The organism is Spirillospora sp. NPDC049024 (genome assembly GCF_040649235.1).
In the GTDB taxonomy this organism is placed as follows: domain Bacteria; phylum Actinomycetota; class Actinomycetes; order Streptosporangiales; family Streptosporangiaceae; genus Spirillospora.
The window spans coordinates 1-13,072 of record NZ_JBEZFD010000020.1; the positions used below are offsets into that span (position 1 = coordinate 1).

Sequence of the window (13,072 nt, forward strand, 5' to 3'; positions counted from 1 at the left end):
GGCTTGCGATCTAATATCTCATTTTTTCGGGGGCCCCCGGCGGCCCGCGGCCCCCGGGGGGGGTGGCGGGGGGGGCCGCTCCCCCCCCCCCCCCCCGCCCGCGGTGCGCGCTACAACTCGATGGGGCCGCGCGGCTGCTGCGGCGGGATGGGCGCGGTCGCCGGGCCGCCGGAGTCCTCGTCCGGACGCGCGGGCTTGGCCTGCGGCGGGACGGAGGGCGCGGGGCCGTCGCCGACCGGGGACGGCTCGGGCTTCTTGACCGGGGGAGCGGTCTGCGGCGGGACCGGCTGTGCCGGGCTCGCCTGCGCCGGAGCGGCGGCGGGCGAGGGCTTGGCCGGGGCCGGGGCCGGCTTCGCGGCGGCCGGCGCCGGCTTCGCGACCGGCTTGGCCCCCGGGGACGCGGGCTGCTGGGGAGCCGCCTGCGCGGGCTGCGCCTGCGGGGCCGGCTTGCCCTGGGCGCGGGGCGGCGGGCTCTGCCGGACCGCGTCCTCGACCATCTTCTCCAGCGGACCGGCCTCGTTCTCGGCGGTCAGCAGGCGGTGCAGCGTCTCGCTGATCTCGGTGAGGCGCTGGAGGGCCTGGGTGTGGTTCTTGGTGAGCGCGGTGAGCCGCTGGGTCGCGCCCTCGTTGATCACGCTGGCGCGGCGCTCGGACGCGGTGAGGGTGCGCTCGGCCTCCAGCCGGGCGCCGGTCACCGTCTGCTCGGCCTCCTGCTTGGCGGCCGACAGGACGCTCTCGGACTCCTTCTTGGCGGAGGCGAGCACGTGCTCGGCCCTCTCCTGCGCCTGCGCGAGGTTCCGCTCGGCGTTCGAGCGGGCGTCGTCGATGATCCGCTTGGACTCCTGCTCGGCGTCCTTGCGGATCTCGGTGCCCCTGGCCTCGGCCTCGGCGAGCTTGTCCTGTGCCTCGTCCTCGGCGAGGTTGATGATCTGCCGGAGGCGGTCGCTGAGGTCGTCGCCGGTCGGCTTGCGGGCCTCCCGGACCTCGGCCATCTCGCGGCGGATCCGCTCGACCTCGTCCTGCGCGCGGGCGAGCCGCGCCTCTAGTTCACGGTGCTTCTGCTGGGCGCGGGCGATGTAGTCGTCGACCTGGCGGCGGTTGTAGCCGCGCATGACGATCTCGAAGGACTCTTCTTGGAGGAGGTTCGGCAGGATTTCGGCTTCGTTGCTCATGATGCCTAAGGGGTCGTTGGCGGGGGTCATCACCCCGTCAGGGTCGGTTGAGATGCGATCCTCACCCGCCGGTGAGCGGCCCACGGTGGGAAACGTCAGGACGACTCTTGTCCGGTCCACCCCATTCGCGCAACCGGAACCGCACTACTCGCAGCCGTTTCGTCACATGGACATGCGCGACAAACTATCCAATCTGCGGAGAAAACCCTCCGCCGGGGGGGCGGCTACCATCGGCGCCATGAGCTACCTGGGAGCGTTGGGCGAGGACCGGCCGAAGATCGACCCCGCGGCGTGGGTCGCGCCCGGCGCGGTCGTGGTCGGACGGGTGACGCTGGGCCGCGCGTCCAGCGTCTGGTACGGCTCGGTGCTGCGCGGGGACGACGAGGAGATCATCGTCGGCGAGGAGTGCAACATCCAGGACCTCAGCTGCATGCACTCCGACCCGGGCATGCCCGCGGTCCTGGAGGACCGGGTCAGCCTCGGCCACAAGGCGATGGTGCACGGCGCCCACGTCGAGACCGGCTCGCTCATCGGCATCGGCGCCATCGTGCTGAACGGCGCCCGGATCGGCTCCGGGACGCTGATCGCGGCCGGCGCGCTCGTCCCGCCCGGCAAGAAGATCCCGTCCGGGGTGCTCGTCGCGGGCACCCCCGGCAAGATCGTCCGGGAGCTCACCGACGACGACCGGGCGGTCCTGCGGTACACGCCCGAGGTGTACGTCCAGAAGGCCGAGCGGCACCGCACCGCCCAGTGGGACTGAACCGCCCAGGGGACTGAACCACGCAGGGGGCCGAGCGGCTCGCCCGACCGAAATGTGCGGTACGGCCGACCGCGAAGTGCCCCGCGGATCGTCCGCCCCCACTGTTTCCCGCCTCTGATAATTCGCTGACCTGCGGGGACACGGCGAATGGGCCGGTGAGGGGAGCCCCGGCCGGATTCTGCTGACTACCATGACCATCGTGGTGTGGGGACCGGGCTATGGCAGTGCTCCGCCGCCCAGCCCCGCTGCGGGGCAGGATCCGTTCACGGAGGCAGAGCGCGACACGAGGGCGATGGTGGCCGCCGCATGGTGGCCGTCGGCGCCTCCGCAGCAGCGCCATCACGCCATCGCGGGGCGCATGCTCGTCCTGCCGGACGGGACGTGGTGGCTGTTCGGGGCGTGGGCCCGCTGGTACCGGCTGCACCCGTCCGACGGGCAGTGGTACCTGTGCCCGCCGCCGCGCATCCCCGCCGTCCGGATGGCCGCGAGGCCCGCGCAGCAGCGGCCCGGGCAGGTGCCCGCGCTGCCGCCGCACGTCATCCCCGCCGGGCCCGACTTCTCCTACGACCCGCCGTCCGGGCTGCCCTTCGTCGCGCACGGGTTCGCGACCGAGCTGACCTCGCGGGTCCGCTCGACCGTCGAGTCCGCCGCCACGCTGGCCGCGCAGGACTACCCGCACTGGTGGCGGGAGTTCACGAGCGAGGCGCCGTCCACCGTCGCCGTCGCCTGGGGCGTGATGCTGTGGTGCTCCGCCGCGCCCGCGTTCGACTCGCGGCTGGACGCCCAGATGCTCGACCTGTGGAAGCCCTACCGGGCCAGGCCCCTCCCCGACGTGGACGGCCCGCGCTGGCTCACCCCGCCCGCCCTGGAATCGCTGGTCGCGCTCTACTCCGAGCGGCTGCGCGCCAGCCGGGTGGACGCGGCGGTCGTCGTCCTGCGGACGATGTGGGCCGTCGCCAGCGCGCTGCGCGACGACGTCCGGTTCCAGGTCAGGGCGGACGCGCTGCTCGCCATCCTCGGCACCACCCTGTCCAACCCCACCGTCGACTACGGGGCGCTGCCCTACGGTGACCAGGCGATCGTCCAGCAGTGGCTGACGCGGTGCCCGCCCAACCTCGTGCCCGCGCTGAGGAACGAGAGCTCGCCGGGGGACAACTTCCGGCACGCCTTCTACACGCTCAGCGAGCTGATAGCCGACCTGTCGGGCGACCCCGCCGAACCGGCCTACATCGAGCCCCGGCTGGTGGCCGCCGCGCTGCTGGCCGCCGACCTGGACGTCGTCCGCAAGGACATGGTGGGCACCATCGTCCCCTGGCTGGACCCGGAGATCCGCTACACCGTGCAGGCGGTGTCGGAGCAGCGGGGGCATCCGCTGCGCCGGCTGTGGCCGCAGGACATGCGCCTTCCGGAGCCGCTGCGGTCGGCCGCCGGATCCGGTCCGGGCGCCGAGTCGCTGCTGGCGGCCATGTACGAGGTCGACCTCGCGTGGTGCCGGCTCGGCGGCATGCCCGCCCGTCCCCGCGGCTTCCCCGTCCCGACCGCGATCGTCGCCGGGATCATCGGACGCAACCGGGCCCGCGCCACGGCCGCCGCGCCGACGTCCACGCCCAACCCGGTGCCGCAGCAGCCGTCCCCGTTCAACATGCCGAGCCAGCCCGGCCTCGCCCCCGGCGCGTCGCCGCAGGGGGCGTCCGGGGCGAACTTCGCGCCGTCCGAGCCCGACCGCCCCTTCGTCCAGCCGCCCGCGCAGCCCGGCTGGGAGAACGCGCCCGGCCCCGCCGCCGGGCATGCCCAGACCCCGGCGCCCGGCCAGGGGCAGCAGGCCGCGTTCAACTCCCCGGGGTTCGCCGCCCCGGATCCGATCTCGGGCGGCCACTCGCCCGCCGAGGACGACAAGGACGAGGCCGCCGCCGCGCCGCCGTACACCGAGCTCGGCTTCCAGCGCCCCGGCGCGGCCCCGCCCGCACCCGGGCAGAGTCCCGGAGCCGTGCCGCCCGCACCCGTGCAGAGTCCCGGAGCCATGCAGAGCCCGGCACCGCCCGCGCCGATGCAGAGTCCGCCGCCGCCCTCGTCTCCGGCGCAGCCTCCGTCTCCGGCCCAGCCCGCCGTGCCCGAGCCGGTCCAGGCGGGCCACATGCCCGCGCCCCCTCAGGAGGCCGGCGGCTTCTCGCCTCCCGAGGAGGAGAAGCAGGACGACGACTTCCTGCCGCCGTACACGCAGCTGGGCTACCAGCCTGCGGGCTCGGCGCCTCCGCAGCCGAACGTCCAGCCGAACATGCAGCCGGGTCCGGCAGGCCCTGCGCAGCCCCCGTCCCCGGCCGAGCCGCAGCCCCAAGCGTTCGACCCGTACGCGACGCGCGTGGAGGACCAGGGCGGCCCGCCCCAGCAGAGCCGGCAGGCCCCGCCGGGGCAGCCGCCGGGAACGCGCGTCCTCGGCCCGGACGACCTCGAAGACGGTCCGCCGAACCCCGCGCCGCCGCCCGTCCCCGGAGGCGGCCCGGGGACGAAGGTCATGTCCCAGACGATGGTCGGCGACTTCGACTTCCTGGACGACACGCCCTCGCCGGACCAGCCCGTCAGCGAGATCCCGCCGCCGAGCGACCGCAGCACCCGCCGCGTCCTGGAGCGGTTCGGGTTCGGCTTCGTGTACGGCGAGCACGACGCCGCGACGCTGCTCGGCGACCTGAAGGCGCAGGCCGAGGAGTGGAACGCGGCGGGCGAGGACATCGAGCGCACCCGCGTGGACGGCGCGCCGAGCTCGATCAAGGCGGGCGTGCCCGGCGTACTGCTGGTCGGCAAGCCGCACTCGGGGCAGCGGCGGCTGTCCCGGATGATCGCGCTGACGCTGGCCAACGCCGGACTCGGCGACGGGTCGATCCGCGCGCACGACGCCGAGGACGTCCGGAACGCGCCGCCGGAGCGGATCGGGCAGCTGCTCGGGCAGCCCGGCCCGGTGATCCTCTTCGAGCGGCTGGACGTGGCCGTCACCGCCGCGGCCGACCCGGCCGCGGTCGTCGGCGCGGTGCGCCGCGCCCGCCGCGACCCGGTGAACACCACCCCGGTGATCGCGACCTGCGAGCCGGGCGCCTACAAGCGGCTGCTCCAGGAGCACCCGAAGCTCGTGCAGGCGTTCCGCGTCCACCGGCTGCCCGACTTCGGCGACCTCGACAACCGGATGACGCTCCTGCACCTGCTGGCGGAGGAGCGGCGCGTCACGATCGGCGCGTCGGCCCTGGAGGTGGTCCGCGCCGACCTGGAGCGGCTCCGCGGACCGGGCGACCTGGTCAACGCGCGGCTCGTCGAGGCGTACCTGGACCAGGCGGCCCAGCGCAACATGGAGCGCGCCGGGGCGTCCCACGACCGGCTCGTGCTGACCCCGGACGACCTCGCAGGCGTCGCCGAGGGGATCGAGCCGGCGCTGCGCCCGCCCGGCGACATCGACGGCTACCTGCGGCAGCTCGACCAGCTCACCGGGCTGGATGACGTGAAGGCGGCCGTGCTGGAGCTGACCGAGGAGGCGGGCCTCGCGGCCGACCGGGCCCGGTACGGGGTGTCCGGCGGCGACGCGCGGCACCTGGTGTTCACGGGGCCGCCCGGCACCGGCAAGACGACCGTCGCCGGCCTCGTCGGCGGCATCTACGCGGCGCTCGGGCTGCTGGACTCCGGACACGTGGTCGCCTGCCGCCCGGTCCACCTGGCGGGCCGCGACCGGGTCGACACCGAGAACCGGGTCGCGGGCATGGTCGACCAGGCGCTCGGCGGCGTGCTGCTCATCCAGGAGGCGTACCTGCTCGACCGGTCTCCCGCCGTCGTGGAGGAGCTGCTGCGCCGTATGCGGCAGGGCGGGGAGGGCAGGGCCCGGTTCATGGTGGTCTGCTCCAGTCCGGCGGCGGAGATGGAGGGCTTCCTCGCGGGCAGTCCCGAGTTCCGCGCCGAGTTCGGGCGGATCCTGGAGTTCACCGGGATGGGCGACCGCGACATGGTCCGGCTGTTCCAGAGCTACGCCGAGCGCGACCTCTACATGCTGGACGAGGAGCTGCGCGTCGAGTTGCTCAACCGGTTCTCGCGGCTTCGGGAAGACCCGCAGTTCGCCTACGCGCGGACGGTGCGGGCGCTGTTCGAGCAGACCGTGGCGCGGCAGGCGGCCCGGCTCGCGGGCGCCGACGTCAACGCCGCGACCGTGGCCCGGCTGACGGTCCGCGACCTGCCCGAGACGTCGCTGGAGCAGATGCTCGGCGGCTTCCACCAAGGGACCCGGGAGGGGTTCCGGTAGGGGCGGTGACCGGCCCGTCCGTGCCATGCGGCACGGGCCGCGCGCATCAGACGGGCCCCACCTGGGAAGGCTAGGCAGTCCGGGGTGCGGCTCCTGGGATCGGTGGGCCGCGGCCGTCTGGCGGCGCCTACCCCTCGGCGGGGGACCTCCCCCGGACGGACAGGGTCGGAGTGGCCCTCGAATGGCCCTCTTGGGTCATGTGCCCGCCGGGGCGAGGCGCGTAGCCTCGACGACGGGTGTGGGGAACGAACGGAGGTGGACGCGGTGCGCCAGAACCTCGATTTGCGCGTCCACGACCGCGTTGCGCTGGACGAGATCGAACTCTATGCCGAGATGCTGAGCGCGGTGGCCGCGGCGGAGCGGCCGCTGACCATCGCGGAGATCGACATGGTGCTCGGAGTGCGGTCCGGCGAGGCCGGTCGTCGTGAGCTGACGCCACGGGATTGAACCACCGCTGCCGGGGACGCCGTTTGGGGCGTCCCCGGTTCGTCTTTTCAGTCCGCCGAAGCCCGCCGCCCAGGTCGCGGCACTGTAACGAATCTCACTCGTGGTCATCCCTGTCGGGATGCTCGGCCGTCCCGCAAGCCCCGTTCTGACGGGCGTTCCCCCAGATTGGGGACTTCTCGCGGGGTATGTACCTCCTGATCTAGGGCAACCTTGTAGGTGAGAGGATGGCGGACAGCAGCCGAAGCCAGGGCAAAGGTTCTTTTTACGGCTGGTTGCGCCTACGATCCTCTGCGGACTGTTCCGGCACTTCAGGAGAACGACGTGCGCTTGCGTCTCACGCCGCGTGAGGACAGCTTCTACGACATGTTCGCCGACTCGGCGAACAACCTGGTCACCGGCGCCAGGTTGCTCGTGGAACTCATCAGCGACGGCGCCGACCGCGCGGCGATCGCGGAGAAGATGCGCGCCTGCGAGCATGCGGGCGACGAAAACACCCACGCGATCATGCGTCGGTTGAACGAAACGTTCATCACTCCGTTCGACCGCGAGGACATCTACCGGCTGGCCTCCACGATCGACGACGTCATGGACGAGATGGAGGAGGCCGCGGACCTCGTCGTGCTCTACAAGATCGACGAGTTCCCGAAGGGCGTCGTCCACATGGTCGAGGTCCTGGAGCGCGCCGCCGAGCTGACCGCCGAGGCCATGCCCCGGCTGCGCTCGATGAAGGAGCTCAACGAGTACTGGATCGAGATCAACCGGCTCGAGAACCAGGGCGACCAGGTCTACCGCAAGCTGCTGGCCCAGCTGTTCAGCGGCGAGTACGACACCCTGACCGTGCTGAAGCTGAAGCAGATCATCGACCGCCTCGAGGACGCCGCGGACGCGTTCGAGCACGTGGCGAACACGGTCGAGACCATAGCGGTCAAGGAATCATGAGCGCTGCCGAGGACACCGGCGCCACCCTCACCCGCGAGTCCCCGGCCGGCGCCGAGACCCTGGGCGAGCAGGCGACCCGCCGGGTGTCCGGACGCGCCTGGCTGCTGCTGCTGGCGGGCGTGCTGGTCGTCATGATCGCGGGCGTGTTCGGCCTGCGCTCGGACGCCCAGATGGCGGTGCTGGCCCTCGTCGTCGTGGTGGCCCTGGTGTTCGACTACACCAACGGGTTCCACGACGCGGCCAACGCGATCGCCACGGCGGTCTCGACCCGGGCGCTCACCCCGCGGGTGGCGCTCGGCATGGCCGCCGCGATGAACATGATCGGCGCCCTGCTCGGCGTCGGCGTGGCCAAGACGGTCAGCGAGGTCATCACGCCGCCGACCGGCCTGCACGGCCTCACCGTCGTCGCGGCCGGCGTGCTCGGCGCGATCACCTGGAACCTGATCACCTGGTACTTCGGGCTGCCGTCGTCGTCCTCGCACGCGCTGATCGGCGGGGTCGTCGGGGCCGGGCTGGCCTCGCTGTCGAACGTCAACTGGGCCAGCGTGGTCGACAAGGTCGCGGTGCCGATGGTGCTGTCCCCGGTGGTCGGGTTCTGCCTCGCCTACCTGGCCATGGTCGCGATCCTGTGGATCTTCCGGCGGTCCAACCCGAGCCGGGTCGGCCGCCGCTTCCGCATCGCGCAGACCATGTCCGCCGCGTCCCTCGCGCTCGGCCACGGCCTGCAGGACGCCCAGAAGACGATGGGCATCATCGTCCTCGCGCTGGTCACGACCGGGCACTCGGACGGCAAGACCGTCCCCTGGTGGGTCATCATCGCCTGCGCGGGCGCGCTTTCGGCCGGAACGTACGCGGGCGGCTGGCGCATCATGCGCACGCTGGGCCGCAAGGTGATCGAGGTCGATCCGCCGAAGGGGTTCGCCGCGGAAGCGACCGCCTCCCTCGTGCTGTACGCGACCGCGTTCATCTGGCACGCTCCAATCTCCACCACTCACACGATCACCTCGGCGATCATGGGGTCGGGCGCCACCAAGCGGCTCTCCGCGGTCCGCTGGGGCGTCGCGGGCAACATCCTCATCGCCTGGGTGCTCACGATGCCCGCCGCCGGGGCGGTCGCGGCGATCGTCTACTACATCGTCCACTTCTTCGGCGCGTGACCTCCGGGGGCCCGCCCCCCGAGCGAAGTACCGAGCGGACAAGTGTGTGGCCCGTGTCCCGGCGCCTGAGGCGCCCGGGACACGGGCCACACCTGTGATCGATCACCTACCGGAGATCATCACTTGCCGGAGATGCGGTCCAGCGCGGGCGGGGAGATCGTGCCCTGCGCGGCGAAGTAGGCGACGAGCGTGTCCAGGTCGACGGCGCCGAGGACCTGGTCCTTGCCCTCGGTGAAGACGGTGAAGCCGTCACCGCCGCCGAGGAGGAAGTTGTTCGCCGCGACCTTGTAGACGGCGGCCGGGTCGACCGGGGTCCCGCCGATGGTGATCGCCGAGACGCGGTCGCCGACCGGCCTGGTGCGGTCGATGGTGAAGTGCAGGTTCGCCGACGGCTGGAGGATCTTCTCGCCCGCCGGCGTCCACTGCTGCTCCAGGAGGGCGTCGAGCTGCGCGCCGGTCAGCGACGTCACGCCCATCACGTTGCTGAACGGCTGCACGGCGAACGCCTCGCCGTAGGTGACGACGCCGTCGCCCTCGTTGCCGCTCGCCTTGTAGATGAGGTCGGTGCGGACGCCGCCCGGGTTCATCAGCGCGATCTGGGCGCCGAGGTCCTTGGTCCCGGCGAGCTGGCCGTCGGCGATGACGTCGCCGAGCGGGGTCTCGCCCGCGGCGGACGGTTTCCGGTCCAGATCGGCGGTGATCTTGCCGATGGGCTTGTCGGCGATCGCGGAGACCCGGTCCTTCCAGGTCTGGACGAACCGCTGCGTCGCCGGGTCCGGCGTGACGTCCCGCGTCACGACGTGGTTGTCGCCCGTGACCGAGGACCGGACGATGTCGCCGGTGCGCCGGTCCACCTTGAGGTTCACCTCGGTGATGACGCGGCCGAACGAGGAGCCGGAGGAGAACAGCCGCGGTTTGCCCGCGGGGTCCTTCACCGAGCAGACGTACTGCTGGTGGGTGTGCCCGGACAGCACCATGTCGATCTCGGGATCGGCCTGCTGGGCGATGCGCGTCCCCGCGCCCGGCACGACGCCGCACTCGTCCGGCCGCGAGCCGGACTTGACCTGGTCGCCCTCGTGCACGAGCAGGACCATCGCGCGGACGTGGCGGCGCTTCAGCTCGCGCGCCGCCCGGTTCGCGGCCTCGACCTCGTCCTGGAACTTCAGGTCCTTGATGCCCTGGGGCGTGACGATGCCCGGGGTCGTCTTGGTGACGACGCCGATGAAGCCGATCCGGACGCCGTTGACGCGGCGGATCGTCCACGGCCTGATCGCGGGGCGGTCGTTCTTCTTCAGCAGGACGTTCGCGCCGAGGTAGTCGAACTTCGCGCCGCGCCACGTGCCCGCGGGGGAGCAGCCGTCGACCGGGTGGCAGCCGCCGTTCTGGATGCGGAGCAGCTCCTGGTAGCCCTCGTCGAACTCGTGGTTGCCGACCGCCGACGCCGTGACGCCGACGTCACCGAGGAACTGCACGGACGGCTCGTCGTGGTAGGCGGCCGAGATCAGTGGCGAGGCGCCGATCAGGTCGCCCTGCGCGACTGTGAGGGTGTCGCGGTTGCGCAGCTGCTTGAGATGCGCCGCGATGTAGGCGGCGCCGCCGGCGAAGACCTCGTCGCCGTTCTCGTCGATGGCCTTCCCCGAGCTTCCGGTGGGAGGTTCGAGGTTGCCGTGGAAGTCGTTCAGGGCGAGAAGCCGCACGGACGCGGTCGGCGCGGGGCGCGCGGCGGCGGGTTGCGCGGCCACGCCCACGACCGTCAGCCCCGCCGCGGCGCAGGCCAGGAAGGTGCGTCGTCGAATCATTCTGAGGACGGTAGATTCGCTCGGCATCCAGTACTCGGCGGCCTGATGACGTTTCTATGACGAATTGACCAGGGGACATGCTCTCTGGGGGGTTCGCTTGGCGTGTGCGTTACGTCGGCGGCCGTCGGCATAGGCTGTGGACCGTGAGTGAGCTGCGGGCGCGCGGGACGCTGGGGGACGGAGAGGTCGCCGAGGTGCTGGCGCTGGCGCTGGCCGCGACGGAGGCCGACGGTGTGGGGCCGTTGTCGGAGCACGCTCTGCTGGCCCTGCGGGGCGGCCGGTCCGGGCTCGCGGTGTCCGACCGGGGCGCGGTCGTGGCCTACGCCCACCTCGATCCGGCTTCCGGGGAGGAGCCCGCCGCGGGGGAGCTGGTCGTCCATCCCGAGCACCGCCGCCGGGGGCACGGCCGGGCGCTGCTGCGCGCCCTGCGGGACGAGGCCGGCGGGCCGCTGCGGGTGTGGGCGCACGGTGATCTTCCGGCCGCCGCCGCGCTCGCGTCCGCCGAGCGGATGGAGCGGGCCCGCGCGCTGTTCCAGATGCGGCGCCCGGCCGCCGATCCGCTGCCGGAGGTCCGTGCCGCCGAAGGCGTGACGATCCGGGCCTTCGAACCGGGCCGGGACGAGGACGCGTGGCTGGAGGTGAACGCCCGGGCGTTCGCCGACCATCCGGAGCAGGGCGCCTGGACGATGGCCGACGTCCGCGAGCGCGAGGCCGAGGAGTGGTTCGACCCGGCCGGGTTCTTCCTCGCCGAGCGGGACGGGCGGCTCGCCGGGTTCCACTGGACGAAGGTGCACCCGGGCGGGATCGGCGAGGTCTACGTCGTGGGCGTCGACCCGGACGCGCAGGGCCTCGGGCTCGGCCGCACGCTCACCCTGCGGGGCCTGCACCACCTGCGCGACATCGGCATGGACCAGATCATGCTGTACGTGGACGAGTCGAACGTCGCGGCCGTCCGCCTCTACGAGTCGCTGGGCTTCACTCGCCACGCCGTGGACGTCATGTACGCCACCACCGCGTAGCTCCCCGGCCCGCGCGGCACCCGACCGCGCGGCACCCGACCCGTGCAGCGCCTGCGACCTGGGAAAACCCGCGGTTACCCGCATCCCGGCGGGCCAACCCTCCTTGGGGCGGCCTCGACCGGGATTTTGGGCTTCTGAGCTGCACTGTTAACCCGGTGTCCACGACATATCGGGACATTCTTCGTAACTCTGCTCGTCCGCGTTCATTCGCCGTTCACCTGGATCGGGGCGGCTGGTCACCTCGCCTGCTTAGCGTCGTTTTCGACGGCGAACCCGTCGTCCGGTCGACGTGGGCCGGGGCGGCTCGGGGGACCCGCCCGACGAAACTCAAGGAGACCCTCCGGTGAAGAACGGTTCCCGACTCGCTGCCCTGGGCGGTGTGGTCGTCGCGGGGGCGCTGGCCCTCTCCGCTTGCGGAAGCGACAACAACACGACGGCGAGTTCGAGCGCTGCGCCGTCAGGCGACATCGACTGCGCCAAGGCCAGCGTCAACGCGGCCGGCTCCAGCGCGCAGAAGAACGCTATGGAGGAGTGGACGAAGCTCTACTCGTCCAAGTGCGCGGGCGCCAACCTGAACTACAACCCGAGCGGCTCGGGCGCCGGCATCCAGGCGTTCACGAGCGGCCAGGTGTCGTTCGCCGGCTCGGACTCGGCGCTGAAGCCCGAGGAGGCCGCCGCCGCGCAGAAGCGCTGCCAGGGGAGCAACGCGCTCAACCTGCCGATGGTCGTCGGCCCGATCGCGGTCGTGTACAACGTGAAGGGCCTGGACGCCCTGAAGGTCTCGCCCGAGACGCTCGCGAGCATCTTCTCCGGCAAGATCAAGACCTGGAACGACCCGGCGATCGCCAAGGAGAACGACGGCGCCAAGCTGCCGTCCGAGCCGATCAAGCCGGTGTACCGCTCGGACGAGTCCGGCACCACCGAGAACTTCACGAACTTCCTGAACACCACCGCGCCGAAGATCTGGACGTGGGAGAAGGCCAAGAAGTGGCCGAACTCCACCGGCCAGGGCGCGCCGAAGTCCGACGGCGTCACCAGCCAGGTGAAGAGCACCGAGGGTGCGATCTCCTACGTGGAGCTGTCGTACGCGACGAACAACAAGCTGCAGACCGCGCACGTCAAGAACGGCGCGGGCGAGTTCACCGAGCTGTCGCCGGAGAGCGCGTCCAAGGCCGTCGCCGGGGCGCAGGTCGTCGGCACCGGCAACGACGTCGCGCTGAAGATCGACTACTCGACCAAGGAGCCGGGCGCCTACCCGATCGTCCTGGTCACCTACGAGATCGCGTGCGAGAAGGGGCTGCCGGCCGAGCAGGCCAAGTTCGTCAAGTCCTTCCTCACCTACACCTCCAGCGCGGACGGCCAGAAGATCCTTACCGACAAGGGCTACGCGCCGGTCCCGCAGACCGTGCTGACCAAGGTCCAGGCGTCCGTCAAGGCGCTGTCCTGACAGCAGAACACGGAAACCGCAGCCCCGCCGCCGATGATCTCGGCGGCGGGGCCGCCGCG

At 72.2% G+C, this 13,072-nt stretch carries 9 protein-coding genes; 7 read left to right on the forward strand and 2 right to left on the reverse strand.

What is annotated here, in order from left to right:
• Nucleotides 1–110: 110 nt before the first annotated feature.
• Nucleotides 111–1,172 (reverse strand): DivIVA domain-containing protein, encoded by a 1,062-nt coding sequence (locus tag AB0C21_RS31010; RefSeq protein WP_500208987.1) that lies wholly within the window; start codon nt 1,170–1,172, stop codon nt 111–113.
• A 238-nt stretch (nt 1,173–1,410) separates the two neighbouring features.
• On the opposite strand from AB0C21_RS31010, the gene AB0C21_RS31015 reads away from it, so the two are divergent.
• The 5 genes from AB0C21_RS31015 to AB0C21_RS31035 all read left to right on the forward strand — a co-directional run bounded on the left by AB0C21_RS31015 (nt 1,411) and on the right by AB0C21_RS31035 (nt 8,748).
• Entirely contained in the window at nt 1,411–1,932 is a 522-nt protein-coding gene (locus AB0C21_RS31015; RefSeq protein ID WP_500208989.1) for a gamma carbonic anhydrase family protein, read from the forward strand.
• A gap of 190 nt (nt 1,933–2,122) precedes the next feature.
• Entirely contained in the window at nt 2,123–6,205 is a 4,083-nt protein-coding gene (locus tag AB0C21_RS31020) for an AAA family ATPase (protein ID WP_500208991.1), read from the forward strand.
• A 255-nt stretch (nt 6,206–6,460) separates the two neighbouring features.
• Nucleotides 6,461–6,652, forward strand: coding sequence for a hypothetical protein (locus AB0C21_RS31025; RefSeq protein WP_308800926.1), 192 nt, complete (start codon nt 6,461–6,463; stop codon nt 6,650–6,652).
• Nucleotides 6,653–6,973: 321 nt separating this feature from the next.
• A complete protein-coding gene (locus AB0C21_RS31030; protein ID WP_149263130.1) occupies nt 6,974–7,591 on the forward strand; it encodes a DUF47 domain-containing protein in 618 nt (205 codons plus the stop codon).
• Entirely contained in the window at nt 7,588–8,748 is a 1,161-nt protein-coding gene (locus AB0C21_RS31035; protein ID WP_500208993.1) for an inorganic phosphate transporter, read from the forward strand. Before AB0C21_RS31030 ends, AB0C21_RS31035 begins: the two co-directional genes overlap by 4 nt.
• 119 nt (nt 8,749–8,867) lie before the next feature.
• On the opposite strand, the gene AB0C21_RS31040 is transcribed toward AB0C21_RS31035, so the two are convergent.
• Entirely contained in the window at nt 8,868–10,547 is a 1,680-nt protein-coding gene (locus tag AB0C21_RS31040) for a bifunctional metallophosphatase/5'-nucleotidase (protein ID WP_500208995.1), read from the reverse strand.
• A gap of 143 nt (nt 10,548–10,690) precedes the next feature.
• Between AB0C21_RS31040 and mshD the strand changes: the two genes are divergently transcribed.
• Both mshD and pstS read left to right on the forward strand, forming a co-directional pair.
• Nucleotides 10,691–11,566: a mycothiol synthase gene (gene mshD, locus AB0C21_RS31045; RefSeq protein WP_500208997.1), complete on the forward strand. Its 876-nt coding sequence runs from the start codon at nt 10,691–10,693 to the stop codon at nt 11,564–11,566.
• Between the two features lie 343 nt (nt 11,567–11,909).
• Nucleotides 11,910–13,013: a phosphate ABC transporter substrate-binding protein PstS gene (gene pstS / locus AB0C21_RS31050; protein ID WP_500208998.1), complete on the forward strand. Its 1,104-nt coding sequence runs from the start codon at nt 11,910–11,912 to the stop codon at nt 13,011–13,013.
• Nucleotides 13,014–13,072 lie beyond the last annotated feature (59 nt).

Bases quoted from the DNA above. Each gene is read 5' to 3' on its own strand.
- AB0C21_RS31010 (WP_500208987.1), bottom strand. From the start codon at position 1,172: ATGAGCAACGAAGCCGAAATCCTGCCGAACCTCCTCCAAGAAGAGTCC.
- AB0C21_RS31015 (WP_500208989.1), top strand. From the start codon at position 1,411: ATGAGCTACCTGGGAGCGTTGGGCGAGGACCGGCCGAAGATCGACCCC.
- AB0C21_RS31020 (WP_500208991.1), top strand. From the start codon at position 2,123: ATGACCATCGTGGTGTGGGGACCGGGCTATGGCAGTGCTCCGCCGCCC.
- AB0C21_RS31035 (WP_500208993.1), top strand. From the start codon at position 7,588: ATGAGCGCTGCCGAGGACACCGGCGCCACCCTCACCCGCGAGTCCCCG.
- AB0C21_RS31040 (WP_500208995.1), bottom strand. From the start codon at position 10,547: ATGATTCGACGACGCACCTTCCTGGCCTGCGCCGCGGCGGGGCTGACG.